This is a genomic window from Geodermatophilus sp. YIM 151500, from assembly GCF_025716945.1.
Lineage (GTDB): Bacteria > Actinomycetota > Actinomycetes > Mycobacteriales > Geodermatophilaceae > YIM-151500.
In genome coordinates, this window is sequence record NZ_JAOVZT010000011.1 from 72,942 (window position 1) to 89,410 (window position 16,469).

At 75.6% G+C, this 16,469-nt stretch carries 14 protein-coding genes; 1 reads left to right on the top strand and 13 read right to left on the bottom strand.

The window, feature by feature from the left end; all coding sequences use genetic code 11:
- Positions 1 to 4: 4 nt before the first annotated feature.
- The 4 genes from OF117_RS17075 to OF117_RS17090 all read right to left on the bottom strand — a co-directional run bounded on the left by OF117_RS17075 (position 5) and on the right by OF117_RS17090 (position 5,307).
- Entirely contained in the window at positions 5 to 460 is a 456-nt protein-coding gene (locus OF117_RS17075) for a nuclear transport factor 2 family protein (RefSeq protein ID WP_263554048.1), read from the bottom strand.
- A 14-nt stretch (positions 461 to 474) separates the two neighbouring features.
- Positions 475 to 2,070 carry an HD domain-containing phosphohydrolase gene (locus OF117_RS17080; RefSeq protein ID WP_263554049.1) on the bottom strand — a complete coding sequence of 532 codons (1,596 nt, stop codon included), beginning with the start codon at positions 2,068 to 2,070 and terminating at the stop codon, positions 475 to 477.
- Positions 2,071 to 2,215: 145 nt separating this feature from the next.
- Complete coding sequence (locus OF117_RS17085) at positions 2,216 to 2,989, bottom strand: VOC family protein (RefSeq protein ID WP_263554050.1); 774 nt, start codon at positions 2,987 to 2,989, stop codon at positions 2,216 to 2,218.
- Between the two features lie 230 nt (positions 2,990 to 3,219).
- Positions 3,220 to 5,307, bottom strand: coding sequence for a TPM domain-containing protein (locus tag OF117_RS17090; protein ID WP_263554051.1), 2,088 nt, complete (start codon positions 5,305 to 5,307; stop codon positions 3,220 to 3,222).
- 118 nt (positions 5,308 to 5,425) lie between these two features.
- Here OF117_RS17090 and OF117_RS17095 point away from each other — a divergent pair, with 118 nt between their 5' ends.
- Positions 5,426 to 5,782, top strand: coding sequence for a Rieske (2Fe-2S) protein (locus tag OF117_RS17095; RefSeq protein ID WP_263554052.1), 357 nt, complete (start codon positions 5,426 to 5,428; stop codon positions 5,780 to 5,782).
- Positions 5,783 to 5,827: 45 nt separating this feature from the next.
- On the opposite strand, the gene OF117_RS17100 is transcribed toward OF117_RS17095, so the two are convergent.
- The 9 genes from OF117_RS17100 to OF117_RS17140 form a co-directional block, all read right to left on the bottom strand.
- Entirely contained in the window at positions 5,828 to 6,991 is a 1,164-nt protein-coding gene (locus tag OF117_RS17100) for an ABC transporter ATP-binding protein (protein ID WP_263554053.1), read from the bottom strand.
- Positions 6,988 to 8,067 carry an ABC transporter ATP-binding protein gene (locus OF117_RS17105; protein WP_263554054.1) on the bottom strand — a complete coding sequence of 360 codons (1,080 nt, stop codon included), beginning with the start codon at positions 8,065 to 8,067 and terminating at the stop codon, positions 6,988 to 6,990. Before OF117_RS17105 ends, OF117_RS17100 begins: the two co-directional genes overlap by 4 nt.
- 2 nt (positions 8,068 to 8,069) lie before the next feature.
- Complete coding sequence (locus tag OF117_RS17110; protein WP_263554055.1) at positions 8,070 to 9,011, bottom strand: ABC transporter permease; 942 nt, start codon at positions 9,009 to 9,011, stop codon at positions 8,070 to 8,072.
- Complete coding sequence (locus OF117_RS17115; RefSeq protein ID WP_263554056.1) at positions 9,008 to 10,012, bottom strand: ABC transporter permease; 1,005 nt, start codon at positions 10,010 to 10,012, stop codon at positions 9,008 to 9,010. Before OF117_RS17115 ends, OF117_RS17110 begins: the two co-directional genes overlap by 4 nt.
- A gap of 109 nt (positions 10,013 to 10,121) precedes the next feature.
- Positions 10,122 to 11,660 carry an ABC transporter substrate-binding protein gene (locus OF117_RS17120; RefSeq protein ID WP_263554057.1) on the bottom strand — a complete coding sequence of 513 codons (1,539 nt, stop codon included), beginning with the start codon at positions 11,658 to 11,660 and terminating at the stop codon, positions 10,122 to 10,124.
- Between the two features lie 368 nt (positions 11,661 to 12,028).
- Positions 12,029 to 12,712, bottom strand: coding sequence for a monooxygenase (locus OF117_RS17125; protein ID WP_263554114.1), 684 nt, complete (start codon positions 12,710 to 12,712; stop codon positions 12,029 to 12,031).
- A gap of 85 nt (positions 12,713 to 12,797) precedes the next feature.
- Complete coding sequence (recR, locus tag OF117_RS17130; RefSeq protein WP_263554058.1) at positions 12,798 to 13,397, bottom strand: recombination mediator RecR; 600 nt, start codon at positions 13,395 to 13,397, stop codon at positions 12,798 to 12,800.
- Between the two features lie 41 nt (positions 13,398 to 13,438).
- Positions 13,439 to 13,774, bottom strand: a complete 336-nt coding sequence (locus OF117_RS17135; protein WP_263554059.1) for a YbaB/EbfC family nucleoid-associated protein — start codon at positions 13,772 to 13,774, stop codon at positions 13,439 to 13,441.
- Between the two features lie 78 nt (positions 13,775 to 13,852).
- Complete coding sequence (locus OF117_RS17140; RefSeq protein WP_263554060.1) at positions 13,853 to 16,084, bottom strand: DNA polymerase III subunit gamma and tau; 2,232 nt, start codon at positions 16,082 to 16,084, stop codon at positions 13,853 to 13,855.
- Positions 16,085 to 16,469 lie beyond the last annotated feature (385 nt).

The window sequence follows — 16,469 nt, forward strand, 5'->3', positions numbered from 1 at the left end:
GGCGTCAGCGCCGCGTCGTGTCCTCACCCCGGTCGGCCGCGATGTGCTTGGCCGTGTCGAGGTAGTGCCGGAACCGGACCACCCGACCGGCCTCGTCGAAGGTCCACAGGTGGAGTTCCTCGTCGGCGAACCGACCCCCGCCCGGCAGCTCGAACGCCACCCGGATCTCGGCGACCACCTGGCGGCCGTCGCCCACCACGTCCAGGACGGCGAAGTCCAGGACGGTGGCCGCACCGATGACGGTGAAGAACTCGAGAGCTCCCTGCCGGCCGGTGCGTGGCTGCATGTACTCCACACCCGCCCGCTGGGCCCAGTTGTCCGCCCACTCCTCCCAGGCCACGTCGTCGGCGAGGCGCGCGACGATCGCCGGCACGTCCCCCCGGCCGAAGGCGGCGTAGATGTCGGCGACCGTGGCGGCGTTACCGGTGCGGGGTCCGGTCTCGAGCTGGCTGGCGGTCATCGCGGGTTCCTCCCTCACGTCCCGGTGGCAGGTCGAGGATGGCCGGGCGGGCCCGGTGTCCGCATCGGTGGTTCTGCCCATCCGGGCAGCAGCCCGTGCTCCATGGCGAAGACCGCGACCCCGGCGCGGGTGCGCCGGCCGGTCTTGTCGTAGACGTGCGCCAGGTGGTGGCCGACCGTCCGCGGCGAGATGCCCAGCTGCGCGGCGATGGCCCGGTCCGACCGGCCCCGCGCCGCCAGCCGGACGACGTCGACCTCGCGCCCGGTGAGACCGCAGGGCCAGGCCGCCCGCACGGGCGTCGCCCCCGCCCCGGTCAGGACCGCGTCGCACGCCTCCCGGTCCAGCCGGCCGGCGGCGACCTCCGCGGCCAGCACCGCGCGGGCCGAGTCCGGCGTGCCGGCGCCGCGGTAGGGGCGCGGCTCGGTCACCGCGGCGAAGACGTCGGCCGCGGCCAGCAGCCGTGCCGCGCGGGAAAGGTCCGTCGACCCCACGCCCCGGTGGTAGCCGCTGGCGTCGCAGCGCTCGTGGTGGGCCGCCGCCGGCCCGGCCAGGTCGGCCAGCGCAGGGCAGCGCCGCAGGATCCGGTCGGTCCAGTAGGCGTGCAGGCGCACGCGCTCCCGGTCGGCCGCGCCCAGCGGTCCCGGCCGGTCCCAGACGGCGCTGGAGACGGTGACCCGACCCAGGTCGTGGAGCAGCGCGGCGGCCTGCACCGACGGCCGCTCCGCATCCGGGAACCCGGATGCGACAGCGCCCGCGTCCGCGACTGCCGCGACGTGGCCGGAGTGCCCCAGCAGCCACCGCCCCTTCAGGTCGGCGACCGCGGCGAGCGCCCGGCACAGCGCCGTCCGGTCGGCCGGCCCGACCACCGGCGCCGGGCCGGGCTCGGCGGCGACGACGGCCACGAGCAGGTCCGGCGCCGCCAGCGCGGCCAGCAGGTCCCCCGCGTCCGACACGAACGCCGCGGCCAGCCCGGGGTCGAGGTGACCTCCCGCGCGGCGCACGACCTCGGCGCGGGCCGCGGGAACGCCACCGTCCGCGTGGGCGAAGACGGCCTGCTCGGCGACGTGCACCACCCGGGCGACCCAGGACAGCTCCTCGCCGCGCCGCACACCGGGCAGTCCCAACCCGTCCCAGCGCTCGTAGACGTCGTCGAGGGCGTCGACGGCGCGCACGGGCAGCCCGAGCAGCCCGCCCAGCGCCCGGCTCACCTCGCAACAGGCCCGGGCCGCCCGCGGCCCGTCGACGGGTGCCAGCCGCAGGAACCGCTGCCGCAGGCCGTCCTGCTGCGCCGGGGCCCAGGCGCCGAAGGCACGCAGCTGCCGGTCGAACACCGCCGGCGCGCCCGGGTCCAGCCGCTTGAACGCCGCCTGGAAGGCGACGTCGTCGAGGAACAGCGCGGCGTTCTCCGAGGCGTGCGCGGTGCAGCCCAGCGAGCGGAGCAGCGCGGCGTAGAACACCGCCGTCCGGTCCGCCTCGTCGGCACCGAGCAGCTCCGCGAACGCCGTGGCCACCACGCACGTCCGCAGCCCCTTCTCGAACGGCGCCCCGGAGGCGAGATCGGTCGTCAGCGAGAGGGCCGCGCACACCTCCGCGAGCCGGACCCGCGGCACGTCCGGAGGATAGGGCCGCGGGTCCGGTCATCGGCGGTCCCGCCTACCGCGGCCGACGGGCCGGGCCGGTTCCCGGACGGCCGCCAGGTGGCTGCCGGCCCGGTGCACCGCCGGCCCGGCGCGCCGTCGGCTCGGCGTCGCGACCTCAGCTGCCGGCCGGCTGCTGCATCACCGAGAAGGCGCCACCCCAGGGGTCCTCGACCACGGCGAACCGGCCGAACGGGGTGTCCTGCGGCGCCGTGATCGTCTTGCCACCGTGCGACTCGACGTAGGAGACGGCGTCATCGGTGGACGCCACGGCGAAGCACGTCTGCCAGCCCGTCGGCGAACCGGGCTGGTGCCCGCCGAGCCCGCCCAGCGGGTGATCGGGGCCTCGATCACCCGCCCGGAAGGTCGTGTAGCCCCCGGCGTCGGGCACCTCGTCGTACTCGTAGCCGAAGACCGCGGCGTAGAAGGCGCGCGCGGCATCGGGGTCGTCGACCGCGGCCTCGTTCCAGGTGACCGCACCGGGCTCGTTGTAGACCTGGATCCCGGTGTGGCTCCCGGCCTGCCACAACCCGAACGCGCTGCCCTGCGGATCGAGGGCGATGGCCATCGACCCCATCGGGCCGACCTGCATCGGTTCCATGACGACCGTGCCGCCGGCCTCGCGCACCTTGGCCAGGTGCGCGTCCAGGTCGCCGGTGGCGAAGTAGGTGGTCCAGGCGACCGGGTCATCGGCGTTCATCTGCGGCCCCATGCCGGCGGCCTGCTTCCCGCCGAGCAGGGCCTGGACGTAGTTGCCGAACGCCTCGTCCTCCTCGGTGAAGGTCCAGCCGAGCAGACCGCCGTAGAAGGTCTTCGCGGCGGCGGGGTCGGGGGCGCCGTAGTCGACCCAGCAGGGCGTGCCGTCGGGCCAGGGGGTGTCGCGGGTGGGCATGTCTTCCTCCTCGGTGGTCGCTTCGCGTGGAGGGGCACCGTCCCACCGCGCACCGACAATTCCCATCTCCGCGCACGCGCCCTCGGTGAACTGCCGGTGACGGCCGGCGCGGCGGTGCGTCGTCCCGGCGACCGTGGCGGTGCCGGCCCGCCGTGGCAGGTCCGGCTCGGGGCGACCGCGAGCCGGACTGCGGACGACCAGACGCCCGGGTCACCGGCCGGGCGGCGGCGTCAGAAGCGGCCTCCGGCCCCCCGGCGGCCCCGGCTGGCCGAGCCGCCGAAGCTCCCCCCGGCGCCGCGCCGACCGGAGCCACCGCGTCGCCCGGACGACCCTCCCCAGCCGCCCCGGCCCACCGGCGGCCCGCCCCAGCGGCCGCGGTCGCCCCCGAGCAGCACCCCGCCGAGCAGGAGGCTGCCCAGGTCGACGCCCCCGCGGCCGGACGCGCCGCCGAACCCCCCCGTGCCGTAGCCGGCGCCGTACCCCGGCCCGGGCCCGCCGGGTGGGCCGGGCGCACCGGCGCCGCCGTACCCGCCGGCCCAGCCCCCCGACCAGCGCTGGACGTCGACCTGCGCCAGCTCGAGTGCCGAGCGGGCCAGCTCCCCGGCCTGCTGGGCCTCGCGCAGCGCGGCCACCGGGTCGTCGGTCCGCAGCGAGCCGGCCAGGTCGAGGTGGCGCTCGGCCTCGGCCAGCCGGGTGCGGGCCTCGGGTCCGACGGCCCCCCGCCGGGTGCCGACGAAGTCGCGGGCCGCCGCAACCGCCGACCGGGCCGACAGCACCGCGGGCTCCAGGGCGGCGACCGCCCGGCGGTGCCGCGTCCGCGCGTCCCGGGCCACCGCCAGCGCCTGCTCCAGCGCGATGCCGGCCTCCTCCAGCCGGCGCAGCGCCTCCAGCGGGTCGGGGCGCCCGCCGTCGGTGGGGCGCAGCGCCTCGCCGGACGAGGCGAGCGCGGCCTCGCCGCGGGCGATCTGCGGCCCCAGCCCGCTGCGGTCGCCGGCCTCCACCAGGGCGCGCGCCTCCGCCAGGTCGGCCTCGGTCTCGGCCCGGACGGCGGCCACCCGCCCCTCCGCCGCGGTCAGGTCGGCGGCCAGCCGGTCGACCGCGTCGAGGAGCGTGCCGGCCTGCGCGACGGCGTCCTCGGCGGCCCGCAGCGATCCCACCGCGTCACCGGTCCGTCCCTCGCCGACCTCGGTCCGCGCCTCCGCGAGCTCGTGCTCGGCCGCGACGAGCCGGGCCCGGGCCTGCTCGACGTTGTCGGCCACGGCTGCCACCGCCGGCGCGGCGTAGCGCTCCCGCAGGTCGGCGAGCCGCTGCTCCTCCCGCGGGAGCCGGGAGCGCAGCGCCGCCAGCTCCGGCGTCAGGGCCTCGATGGCCTGCGGCGCGGTGCGCTCCAGGTCGCGCAGCTCGTCGAAGGCCGCGGCCTGCTCGTCGAGCCGGGCGTCGGCGGCCGCGGTCAGCTGCAGGATCTCGCCGAGCATGCGGCGCGTGGTCGGCTCGTCCTCGGGCACCTCGTCGTCGAGCTGCTGGCGCAGGGTGAACGCCCGGGCGAGCTCGTCGCGCGAGGTCGCCAGCGCCGTCCCGAAGCCGGCGACGGCCGCCTCGCCGTACTGCGCGCGGGCGTAGTCGAGGTCCAGCTGCGACGTCCGGACCGCCTCGTCGAGCTCCAGCAGCGCGCCGCTGGCGCGGGACTGCAGCTCCTCGGTCGGCGTCCCGGCGTGCGGGTCGGGTGGCTCCAGTCGGACCACGGGCGGCGGCTGGGCCGCCCGGCGGCGGGACCGGGCGCGCCAGACCAACAGGCCGACGAGCGCTCCGACCACCAGGACGCCGACGACGACCGCCGTGGCCGCACCGCTCCCGCTCGGCCCGGGTGCGCCCGCCGACAGGCCGCGGGCGAAGGCGACCACGGCGCCGGGCACGTCGTCGTCGGCCAGTTCGGGCCGGACGCGGTCGACCAGCAGGTCGTTGAGCTCCTCGTCGGGCAGCCGGTAGCTCTCGGCCACGGAGACGCCGTACTCGCGGTCGTCCAGCGCGACGGCCAGCAGCACGTCGGACGAGCCGAGCTGCGACTGGACGGCGACCTCGCGGGCCCAGTCGAAGCCGGACAGCCCGTCGAAGGAACCGACGAGGACGACGTGGAGCCGGGTGCCGTTCTCGGCCTCGAGCTCGGCCAGCGCCTCCTCGACCTCGGCCCGGTCGCCGTCGAGCGCGCCCGCCCGGTCGGTCACCTGGTCGGTGACGGCGAACGGCGGGACGGCCGCCGCCGGAACGGCGAGCGCCAGCAGCGTGGCCAGCACGCCGACGAGCACGGACAGCCGGCGCACGGGCACCTCCGAGGGCGGTGGGGGACGTCCCGACACTAGGCGAGCGCGGGGCCGTGGTGGGTCGGCTCCGGACCGGGTACTCCCGCTGGGCCATCCCGCTCCGAGCCGAGGAGACACCGTGCCCGACGCCCACCGCATACCCGCCGCCGACCTCCCGCCCGGCACGGTCGGCCGGGCCGGTCCCTGGGCGGTGGTCAACCGCGACGGGCGCTACGCCGCCGTCTCCCGGCGCTGCCGGCACCAGCTGGCCGACCTGTCGGAGGGCAGCCTCGACAAGGACGGCTGCCTGGTGTGCCCGTGGCACGGAGCCCGCTACGACGTCCGGACCGGCGCGATGGTCGCCGGTCCGCGCGGGTTCCTCGCCTACAAGGGCCCGACCCCCGGCTACACCGGGCTGGTCCGCGCCTACGCCTCCGTGCTGAAGCTGCGGGTCCGGCGAGCGCTGCGCCGGGGGGACGACGTCGTCGTCGAGTGATCCGGAGGGGATCCGTCGCGGTGACGCGCACGGATCCCCTCCGGATCACGTGCGCTCGATCGGCTGGTCGACCCCCTGCACCAGCGCGTCGGTCTCGGCGAGCGCGCCGGCACCGGCTCGCACCGACACGCCCTGGGTCGCGGCGACCTCCTCGGCCGACTTCGGTGCGAGGACACCGTCGCGGATCTCCTCCGCCCAGTGGCAGCTCACCCAGTGCCCAGCGCCCAGCTCGCGCAGCACCGGCACCTCGTCGTCGCAGCGGGTCTCCTGCCGCCACGGGCAGCGCGTGTGGAAGCGGCAGCCGCTGGGCGGGTCGGCCGGCGAGGGCAGGTCGCCGGCCAGCAGGATCCGCTCGCGCCGCTGCTCGACCACGGGGTCGGGCACCGGCACGGCGCTCATCAGCGCGCGCGTGTACGGGTGCAGCGGCTCGTCGTACAGCGCGTCGGCGGGCGCCTGCTCGACCAGCGACCCCAGGTACATGACGCCGACGACGTCGCTGATGTGCCGGACGACGGCCAGGTCGTGCGCGATGACGAGGTAGGTGAGGTCGAGCCGCTCCTGCAGTTCCTCGAGCAGGTTGAGCACCTGCGCCTGCACGCTCACGTCCAGCGCGGACACCGGCTCGTCGGCGATGAGCAGGTCGGGCTCGAGCGCGACGGCGCGCGCGATGCCGATCCGCTGCCGCTGGCCGCCGGAGAACTCGTGCGGGTACCGGCGGCGGGCCGCGGCGGGCAGGCCGACCGCGTCGAGCAGCTGGCCCACCCGGTCGGCGAGCTCCTTCCGGCCGCCGCCGAGGCCGTGCGCGCGCAGCGGCTCGGTGAGCAGCGACTCGACGTCCTGGCGGGGGTCGAGGCTGCCCATCGGGTCCTGGAAGACCATCTGCATCCGCCGCCGCATCTTCCGCAGCGATTCGCCCGACAGCGAGGCCACGTCGGTGCCGTCGAAGTCGACCCGGCCGGCCGTCGGCTCGACCAGCCGCAGCACCGCGCGGCCGAGCGTGGACTTGCCGCAGCCGGACTCCCCCACCAGGCCGTAGGTGGAGCCGCGGTCGATGGCCAGGCTGACGCCGTCGACCGCGCGGACGTGCCCGACGGTGCGGTCGAAGAACAGGCCCCGCTTGATCGGGAAGTGCACCTGGAGATCGCTCACCCGCAGCAGCGGCGCGGACCGCGGCGCGCCCTCGGCCGCCGGCGTCGGGACGGCGCTCACCGGCCCGGCCCCGACGCGGTCGCCCCGGAGCCGCCCGTCGCCGCGCGGGCCACCCCGGCGCCGCTCGTCCCGGCTCCGACCCGCGCGGGCTGCAACGGGTGCCGGCACCGCAGCTCCCGATCCGTGCCGTACGCCGGATCGACCTCGAGCGGCACCGTGTCGCCGAGGCAGTCGTCCTCGGCGTTGTCGCAGCGCGGCGCGAAGGCGCAGCCCTGCGACCAGGGGATGGTGTCGCGCGCCGACCCGCGGATCGGCGTCAGACGAGCGCCGCGGCCGGCGTCCAGGCGGGGCACCGAGTGCAGCAGCCCGCCGGTGTAGGGGTGCCGCGGTCGGGCGAACAGCTCGTGCCGCTCCGCCGACTCGATGATCTTCCCGGCGTACATGACGTGCACCCGGTCGCACAGGCCCGCGACCACGCCGAGATCGTGGGTGATCATCACCAGCGCGGTGCCCGATCCGACGACCAGCTCGCGCAGCAGCTCGAGGATCTGCGCCTGGATGGTCACGTCGAGGGCGGTCGTCGGCTCGTCGGCGATGAGCAGCCGTGGCGAGCAGGCCAGCGCCATGGCGATCAGCGCCCGCTGGCGCATGCCGCCGGACAGCTGGTGCGGGTACTCCTTGAGCCGCCGGCCGGGGTCGGGGATGCCCACCCGGTCGAGCAGGTCGACGGCCTCGGCCGACGCCTGCTTGCGGTCCAGATCCCGGTGCTCCAGCAGCACCTCGGTGACCTGGGTGCCGATGGCCAGGGTCGGGTTCAGCGAGGAGAGCGGATCCTGGAAGACCATCGCCATGTCGGCCCCGCGCAGCCGCCGCAGCATCCGGTCGCTCGCACCGATCAGTTCCTGCCCGTCCAGGCGCACCGAACCGCTCACCCGGACGCCGCGCGGCGGCAGCAGGCCCATGACGGCCAGCGACGTCACCGACTTGCCGCAGCCGGACTCCCCGACCAGGCCGATCGTCTCGCCCGGGGCGACCGAGAAGCTCACGCCGTCGACGGCGCGGGTGGGCGTCTCGCCCTTGCGCGAGAAGGTGACGGCGAGGTCCTCGACCTCGAGCACGGGGGCGCTCGTCGGCACGCCTACCTCCGGAACTTCGGGTCGAGGGCCTCGCGCAGCCGCTCCCCGAGCAGCGTGAAGCCCAGGGCGACGACGATGATGCACACCGCCGGCCAGACGGCCAGCCACGGCCGGATCGACAGGTAGGCCTGGGCGGAGGCGAGCATGGCGCCCCACTCCGGCCGGGCGATGTCGGGATCGCCCAGACCCAGGAACGACAGCGCGGCCGCCTCGATGATCGCCGTCGCCAGCGACAGCGTCGCCTGCACGATCACCGGCGACACCGAGTTGGGCAGCACGTGGCCGAAGACGATGCGCGCGGGCCGGACGCCCAGCGCCCGGGCGGCGACGGCGTAGTCGCTGCCCCGCTGCGCCAGCATCGAGCCGCGCAGCAGCCGCGCGAAGATGGGCACCTGGGTGACCGCGATGGCGATCATCAGCGCCCACTGGTTCTGGCCCAGCAGCACCGAGACGGTGATCGCCATCAGCAGGCTGGGGATGGACAGCAGGATGTCGACGAAGCGCATCACCACGGTGTCGACCCAGCCGCCGAAGGCGCCGGCCAGGATGCCCAGCGTCATGCCGGCGGCCACGCCCAGCACCGTGGAGACCACGCCGATCAGCAGCGACTGCCGCGAGCCGTGGATCAGCCGGGAGAGCAGGTCGCGCCCCAGGTTGTCGACGCCGAGGGGGAAGCCCTCGCGGGCGCCGGGGATCGACCCCGGCCGGATCTCCGACAGCAGGTACTGGGCGATCGGGTCCTTCGGCGCCAGCAGCGGGGCGAAGGCCGCCACGACGAGGAAGACCACGACGATGACCGCGCCGATGATCGCGACGGGGTCGCGGCGCAGCCGGCGGAAGGCGCTGCGGGTCAGCGACAGGCCGACCTCGCCGGTGGGGACGGCGCCGGCCTGCGCGGCGAGCATGTCGATGCGGTCGCGCTTGCGCTCGCCGAGGCTCGTCACCGCACCCTCACCCTCGGGTCGAGCAGGCCGTAGGAGATGTCGACCAGCAGGTTCACCACCACGTAGACGACGGCCAGCATCAGGATGAAGCCCTGCAGCACGGGGAAGTCGCGGTTGGTGATCGCGTCCCGGAGCGCCGAGCCCACGCCGCCGAAGGCGAACACCGTCTCGGTCAGCACGGCGCCGGAGAGCAGCAGGCCGGTCTGCAGGCCGATCGTCGTCGAGACCGGGAGCAGAGCGTTGCGGATGATGTGCCGCCGCCGCACGGTCGCCGTCGCCAGACCCTTGGCGTTCGCCGTCCGCACGTAGTCCTCGTTGACGACGTCGAGCACCGAGGCACGGGTGATCCGGACGATGATCGCCAGCGGGATGGTGCCCAGCGCGATGCCCGGCAGGATCAGGTGCACGAACGCGCTCCAGGCGGCGTCCCACTCCCGCGTCATCAGCCCGTCGAGCACGTAGAAGTTGGTGATGCGGGTGGCGTCGATGCGCACCTCCTGGCGGCCGGAACCGGGCAGCCAGCCCAGCTCGACGGCGAACACCAGGCGCATCAGGTAGGCGAGGAAGAACACCGGGATGGAGACGCCGAGCAGCGACCCGATCACCGAGCTGGAGTCGAGGAAGCCGCCGTAGCGGCGGGCGGCGAGATAGCCGAGCGGGATGCCGACGCCGATGGCGAAGACCATCGCGAACAGCGTCAGCTCGATCGTGCCGGGGAAGCGCTCGAGGAACTCGGTCGTCACCGCCCGGCCGGTGCGGTTGGAGGTGCCGAAGTCGAGCTGGACGGCGCGGCCGAGGAAGCGCAGGTACTGCACGTACAGCGGCTGGTCCAGGCCGAACAGCTCGTTGTAGCGGGCGATGTCCTCGGCCGTGGCCCGCTCCCCGAGGGCAGCCTGGGCCGGACCGCCCGGGAGGGCCCGCAACCAGGCGAAGAGCAGGACGGACAGGCCCAGCAGGATCGGGATCAGCTGGAGCAGCCGCCGGATGATGAAGCGGAGCACGCCCTCGAGTCAGCCCTTCCCGTCACCCTGCCGTCGATCGGTCCCGACCGGCGAGCGCGCCGGCGGTGGCGATCCTGCCACCGCCGGCGCGGCCGCCGGATGTCGCGCGCTAGCCCTCGATCGACACCGTCGAGAAGTCCTCGGCGGTCAGCGGGCTGGGCTCCAGGCCCTGCACTGTGTCGGCCACGACGAGCGCGGGCGGAGAGTGCGAGATCGGCAGACCGGGCAGGAAGTCCATGATCAGCTGGTTGGCCTCCTGGTAGAGCTCGGTCCGCCGCGAGGCGTCCGGCTCGGAGTCGGCCGCCGCCAGCGCGGCGAAGATGTCCGGCTGGCTGAAGGCGCCCCACTCCGCCGACGCCTGGTTGTTCTGGTCCTCGGCGAAGAACGTGCCGATGAAGTTGTAGGCGTCGTTGTAGTCACCGGTCCAGCCGAGCAGGTGGATGTCGGTGCCGCCGGCCTGGGCCACGTTCAGGTAGTCGGGGTTCCACGGCAGCGCGGTCGGCTGGATGACGAAGCCGGCCTCGGTGAGGTCCTCGCTGATGACCTGGAACATCGCGGCCGGGTCCGGCAGGTAGGGCCGGCTGACGTCGGTCGGGTAGAAGAAGCGCAGCGTGGTGCCGACCGCGTTGGCCTCCGTCAGGAGCTGGCGCGCCCGGGCCGGGTCGTAGTCGTAGGTGGTCACGTCGTCGGCCCAGCCGTCGACGGTGGGCGGCAGGAACTGGGTGGCCACCTCGGCGCCCTCGGGCAGCAGCGAGTTGACGATGGTCTCGCGGTCGACGGCGTGGGCGATCGCCTGCCGGACCCGCGGGTCCTGGAGGAGCGGGTTCGCCTGCGAGCCCGGCACCTGGCCGTGGTTGATCGCCAAGTACAGGATGTTGAAGGGATCGCGGACGAGCACCTGGAAGCCGGCGTCCTCGAGCCGCTGGTAGTCGGCCGGGGCGACGAAGTCGTAGCCGTCGATCGAGCCGGCCTCCAGTTCCTGGCGGCGGGTGTTCCCGTCGGAGATGGTGCGGAAGATGATCTCGTCGAGCTGCGCCGGCTCGCCCCAGTAGTCCTCGTTGCGGACGATGGTGACCTCGCCGTTGCCGCGGTCCCAGCTCTCGAACCGGAACGGACCCGTGCCGGTCGGGTGCTCGAGGGCGTACTCGGAGTAGGAGAGGTCCTCCTCGTTGCCCTGGAGGTTGTCGGCGTCGTACTGCTGGAGCGCCTCGGGGCTCTGCATGGAGAAGCTCGGCAGGGCCAGCGCGGCAGGGAACTTGCTGGTCACCGAGCTGAGCGTGATCACCGCGGTGAGCTCGTCGGTGGCCTCGCAGCCCTCGTAGATCCCGGGGTTGTCGCTGTTGGCGAAGCCGCCGAAGACCGCCTGGTAGTAGTACGAGGCGCTGGGGCTCTGCGCCAGGCCCTCGAAGTTGTGCCAGCGGTCGAAGTTGAAGCAGACCGCCTCGGCGTTGAACTCCGTGCCGTCGTGGAAGGTGACGCCCTCCTGGAGGCTGAACGTGTACTCCAGCCCGTCCTCGCTGACCTCGTAGTCGGTGGCCAGCTCCGGGACCAGTTCGGTGCTGCCGGGCTCGCTGGTCAGCAGGCCCTCGTACATCTGCCGGGCGACGCGGAAGGTCTCGCCGTCGCTGCCGAACGCGGGGTCGAACATGGCGGGGTCGCCGGCGGCCCCGAAGACGAGCGTGCCACCCGACGCGGCCTGACCCTCGCCTCCACCGGTACCGGTGCTCCGGTCGCTGGAGGCGCAGGCACTCAGGGTGACTGCGGTGGCTGCGGCTGCCGTGGCGGCGAGCACGCGGGACGGACGACGCTGCATCGCGGAAGACCTGCCTTCTGGGACCTTCGAGGCCGGAGGAGCTCCGGTTGGGGCGGCCGCGGACGCCCCGATCTCCCGACCGGGCGTGCACGGATGTGCTCCGGACCCTAGGTGCAGCGCGTCGGCGCCGGTGAGGGCACGCACAGCATCGACACCATCTCGTGACCTGGCGTGACCTCCGCCGGCCCGTCGCGGCCGCGCGCTCAGATCGCCGCGCGCACGGGGTCGGCCCCGTCGACGGTGCCCCGCGACCCGATCAGCGCGAACCGGGCGAACAGCTCCTCGGCGTACCAGCGCTCGCTCGCGGTGCGGCGCACGACGTCGACGTGGGCGGCGCGGGCGTAGGCGAAGCGGTTGAGCTCGGCCTGCGAGCGCCAGAGGCTGAAGGTGCCCTGCAGGCCGAGCGGGGCCTCGCCGATGCCCAGGGCCAGCAGCAGGCCCGGCGTCCGGTGCAGGTCGGCGGAGACGGGCGGGACGGCGCGCCAGAACCGGCCGGCCCGGCGCAGCGCCAGGCGGGCGCGCGTGACCGCGGCGACCGTCCCGTCCCAGGGGCGCGGCACGGGTGCGCCGAAGGGCTCCCGGCGGGACCAGCGGCCGCGGGCGGCGAGCGGCGCAAGCTCGGCGGACCACTCCTCCTCGGCGATGCGGCGCCAGCCCGCGACCAGCGGCCCGTGCCGGAACGCCTCGGCGGCCGCGGCGTCGTCCCACACCGACAGCAGCGCCCAGCGGCGCGGATCGGCGTCGCGGACGGTGAACGTCCGCCCCGATCCGGTGCCCAGCAGCTTGGCGAACCGCAAGCCCGGGGCCCGTCGGAGGCGCAGCGGACCGGTGGCCATCCGACCGAGCGCGCGCGGCACCGCTCCCGTCGGTACCCGCCACAGGTGCATCGTCACGACCGGCCCACCGACCTCTGCACCACCCGCCCGTGGGGCGGGGTGACCGCCGTCGGCACGCGGGCTCGGACCGCCCATGTCAGGCGTCGATGCGGCGGCGGCCCTCGAAGGCGCGGCCGAGGGTCACCTCGTCGGCGTACTCCAGGTCGCCGCCGACGGGCAGCCCGCTGGCCAGCCGGCTGACGGTCAACCCCAGCGGGGCCACCAGCCGGGCCAGGTAGGCCGCGGTCGCCTCCCCCTCCAGGTTGGGGTCGGTGGCGATGATGAGCTCGGTGACCGCTCCGCTCATCAGCCGGGTCATCAGCTCCTTGACCCGCAGGTCGTCGGGGCCGATGCCCTCGATGGGGCTGATCGCCCCGCCGAGGACGTGGTAGCGGCCGCGGAACTCGCGGGTGCGCTCGATGGCGACGACGTCCTTGGGCTCCTCGACCACGCAGATGACGTCGTCGGACCGGCGGGGGTCACGGCAGATGCGGCACTGCTCGCCCTCGGCGACGTTGAAGCAGGTGACGCAGAACCGCACCTCCTCCTGCACCCGTTGCAGTGCGCTGACCAGCCGGCCGACGTCGGCGGACTCGGCGGCCAGCAGGTGGAACGCGATGCGTTGCGCGCTCTTCGGCCCGACGCCGGGCAGCCGGCCGAGCTCGTCGATGAGGTCCTGGACGGCGCCCTCGTACACGGTGTCCCTCCGGTGCTGCGGTGCGTGCTGGGTGCGGCCCGTCAGGCGCCGGGCAAGCCGAACCCGCCGCCGAGGCCGCCGGCCAGCGGGCCCATCTTCTCCGCGGTCAGCTCGGACGCGGCCCGGGACGCGTCGCGGACGGCGGCCACCACGAGGTCCTGCAGGGTCTCGACGTCGTCGGGGTCGACGGCCGAGGGGGCGATGGTGAGCGCGGTCAGCTCGCCGCTGCCGGTCATCGTCGCGGTGACCAGGCCACCGCCTGCCGAGCCGGTGACCTCGGCCTCGGCCAGCTCGGTCTGGGCGTCGGCGAGCTGCTGCTGCATCTGCTGCGCCTGCCTGAGCAGCTCTGCCATGTCGGGCTGGCCTCCGGGGAACATGTCCCGAGGGTATGCCGCGGGTCCGACGTCCGGCCGACGACGGGCCCGGCGCCCGGGGACGCCCGCCCGGCGGAGGGCCTAGTCCTCGACCGGGCGGGCGCCGAGCTGGGCGCGCAGCAGCGACAGGGCGGCCTGCTCCGGGTCCACGACGGGCTCCGGTCCGCGCCCGGACGCCGGGTCCTCGGCCGCCCGCTCGGCCATGAGCTCGCGCGCCTCCGCGGCCTCCGCCGCGCGCGCGGCCTCCCGGGCGACCTCGGGCGGCACCGCAGCACCCGCGGCGCGGCCCGCGCCCTCGACGACCGCGTCGATGCGCCACCGCACCCCGAGCAGCTCGTTGAGCGCCTCGCGGAGCACGTCCTTGTTCAGGTCGTCGCCGAGCCGGCGGGCCAGCGCCGGCGACGGCGTCGACAGCGTCAGCACACCGCCCGCCAGCTCGTGCACCTGGGCGTTCTTGAGCAGCGCCTCGGTGGTGCGCTTGTGCCGCTTGACCACGGCCAGCAGTTCCGGCCAGATCCGCCGGACGTCGCTGGTGGTGAGCTCGCCCTCGGCGGCCGGCGCCGAGGGCTGCGCCGACACGACCGGCGTGGGCTCGCTCCCGCGCGGCGCGGGCGCGGACTCGGCGGCAGCGCGCGGCGGACCGGCGGGCGCGGTGCCGTCCACCGCGGCCCGGCTGCGGGCGGCCGCGGCACGGGCGGCGCCGGGCTGGGCGGGGTGCGGCCAGTCCTCGTCGTCCGTCGGCTCGGGCGGCAGCGGGATGTCCGGCTCGCCGGTGGTCGCGCGGGAGCCGGTCGGGACGTCGTCCTGGCCCGGCGCGGGTCCCCCGGACGTCACCGGGCCGGGGGCCGCCGGACGCCGCTCTCCGGCCCCGGGCGGGACCGTGGCCGGCCAGTCGTCGACCGGAGCCGCCCCGGCGGGCGCGGCCGCACCGGCCGCAGTCGCGGCCTCCTGGCGCGCGCGGGCCCGGGAGGGACGGACGTACTCACGCCGCGGCGTCACCGGACTCGGCGACACCGCGGGGGCCGCCGGTGCCGCGGGAGCCGGCGCTGTCGCGGGCGCCGCCGGCGCCACCTCGGGCGCCGGGACGGCGGCAGCGGCCGGCGCGGACCGCTCGGGCGCCTCCGCTGCCGGACGGCCGGCGTGCTCGCCGGCGATCGACATCCGCCGCTCGAGCCGCTCGAGCCGCTGGAGGGTGGCGGCGGCCGAGCCGTCGGTCGCGGGCAGCAGCATCCGGGCGCACACGAGTTCGAGCAGCAGCCGCGGCGCCGTCGTCCCGCGCATCTCGGTGAGGCCCTCGTGGACGGTGTCGGCCATGCGGGACAGGGTGGCCGAGCCCAGCGCCGCCGCCTGCGAGCTCATCAGGTCGAGCCGGTCGGGCGGGCAGTCGAGCAGGCCGTTGCCGCCGGCGTCGGGGACGGCGTCGAGCACGATGAGGTCGCGCAGCCGGTCGAGCAGGTCGGTGGCGAACCGGCGCGGGTCGTGCCCGGCCTCGACGACGCGGTCGACGGCGCGGAAGACGCCGGGGGCGTCGTGCGCGGCCAGCGCGTCGATCGTCTCGTCGAGCAGCGCGTCGTCGGTGACGCCGAGCAGGCCGACGGCGCTCTTGTAGGTGACGCCTCCCGGACCGGCGCCGGCCAGGAGCTGGTCGAGGATGGACAGCGAGTCGCGCACCGAGCCGCCGCCGGCGCGGACGACCAGCGGGAACACCGTGGGCTCGACCTGCACGCCCTCGGCGGCGCAGGTCTTCTCCAGCAGGCCGCGCAGCGTGGTCGGGGGCACCAGCCGGAACGGGTAGTGGTGCGTCCGCGAGCGGATGGTGGGCAGCACCTTGTCCGGCTCGGTGGTGGCGAAGACGAAGACGAGGAACTCCGGGGGCTCCTCGACCACCTTGAGCAGGGCGTTGAAGCCCTGCGTGGTGACCATGTGCGCCTCGTCGACGATGTAGACCTTGTAGCGGCTGTTCACCGGCGCGAAGAACGCCCGCTCGCGCAGGTCGCGCGCGTCGTCGACGCCGCCGTGGCTCGCGGCGTCGATCTCGATGACGTCGATCGAGCCCGGACCGTCGGGTGCCAGCGACACGCAGCTCGTGCACTCCCCGCACGGCGTGGAGGTCGGCCCCTGCTCGCAGTTCAGGGAGCGGGCCAGGATGCGCGCCGAGGAGGTCTTCCCGCAGCCACGCGGGCCGCTGAAGAGATAGGCGTGGTTGATCCGCCCGCCGTCGACCGCGTTGACCAAGGGGGTGGTCACGTGCTCCTGGCCGACCACCTCGGCGAAGGTCGCCGGGCGGTACTTCCGGTAGAGCGCCAGTGCCACGCGGCGAGACTACGTGCCGACGCCGACGTCCCGAGGGACCTCGGACGGCACCCGTGGACGGCGATCGGCGGTGCCTGGTCCGAAGGACGGCACCGGGTCGCGGTGCCATTCCGGAGCTCCGCGGACCGTCGCGGAGCGGTCGCGGGGGCCGGAGGCTCCCCGACCGGGACGCGAGCAGCGGCTCCGCGCGGCCGGGGGACGGCACCGGGTCGCGTGCCATTCCGGAGCTCCGCGGACCGTCGCGGAGCGGTCGCGGGGGCCGGAGGCTCCCCGACCGGGACGCGAGCAGCGGCTCCGCGCGGCCGGGGGACGGCACCGGGTCGCGTGCCATTCCGGAGCTCCGCGGACCGTCGCGGAGCGGTCGCGGGGGCCGGAGGCTCCCCGA

What these genes read in the sequence shown, in the direction of transcription:
- OF117_RS17075 (WP_263554048.1), bottom strand. Translation starts at nt 460, where the DNA reads ATGACCGCCAGCCAGCTCGAGACCGGACCCCGCACCGGTAACGCCGCC.
- OF117_RS17085 (WP_263554050.1), bottom strand. Translation starts at nt 2,989, where the DNA reads ATGCCCACCCGCGACACCCCCTGGCCCGACGGCACGCCCTGCTGGGTC.
- OF117_RS17120 (WP_263554057.1), bottom strand. Translation starts at nt 11,660, where the DNA reads ATGTTCGACCCCGCGTTCGGCAGCGACGGCGAGACCTTCCGCGTCGCC.
- OF117_RS17125 (WP_263554114.1), bottom strand. Translation starts at nt 12,712, where the DNA reads ATGCACCTGTGGCGGGTACCGACGGGAGCGGTGCCGCGCGCGCTCGGT.
- OF117_RS17135 (WP_263554059.1), bottom strand. Translation starts at nt 13,774, where the DNA reads ATGTTCCCCGGAGGCCAGCCCGACATGGCAGAGCTGCTCAGGCAGGCG.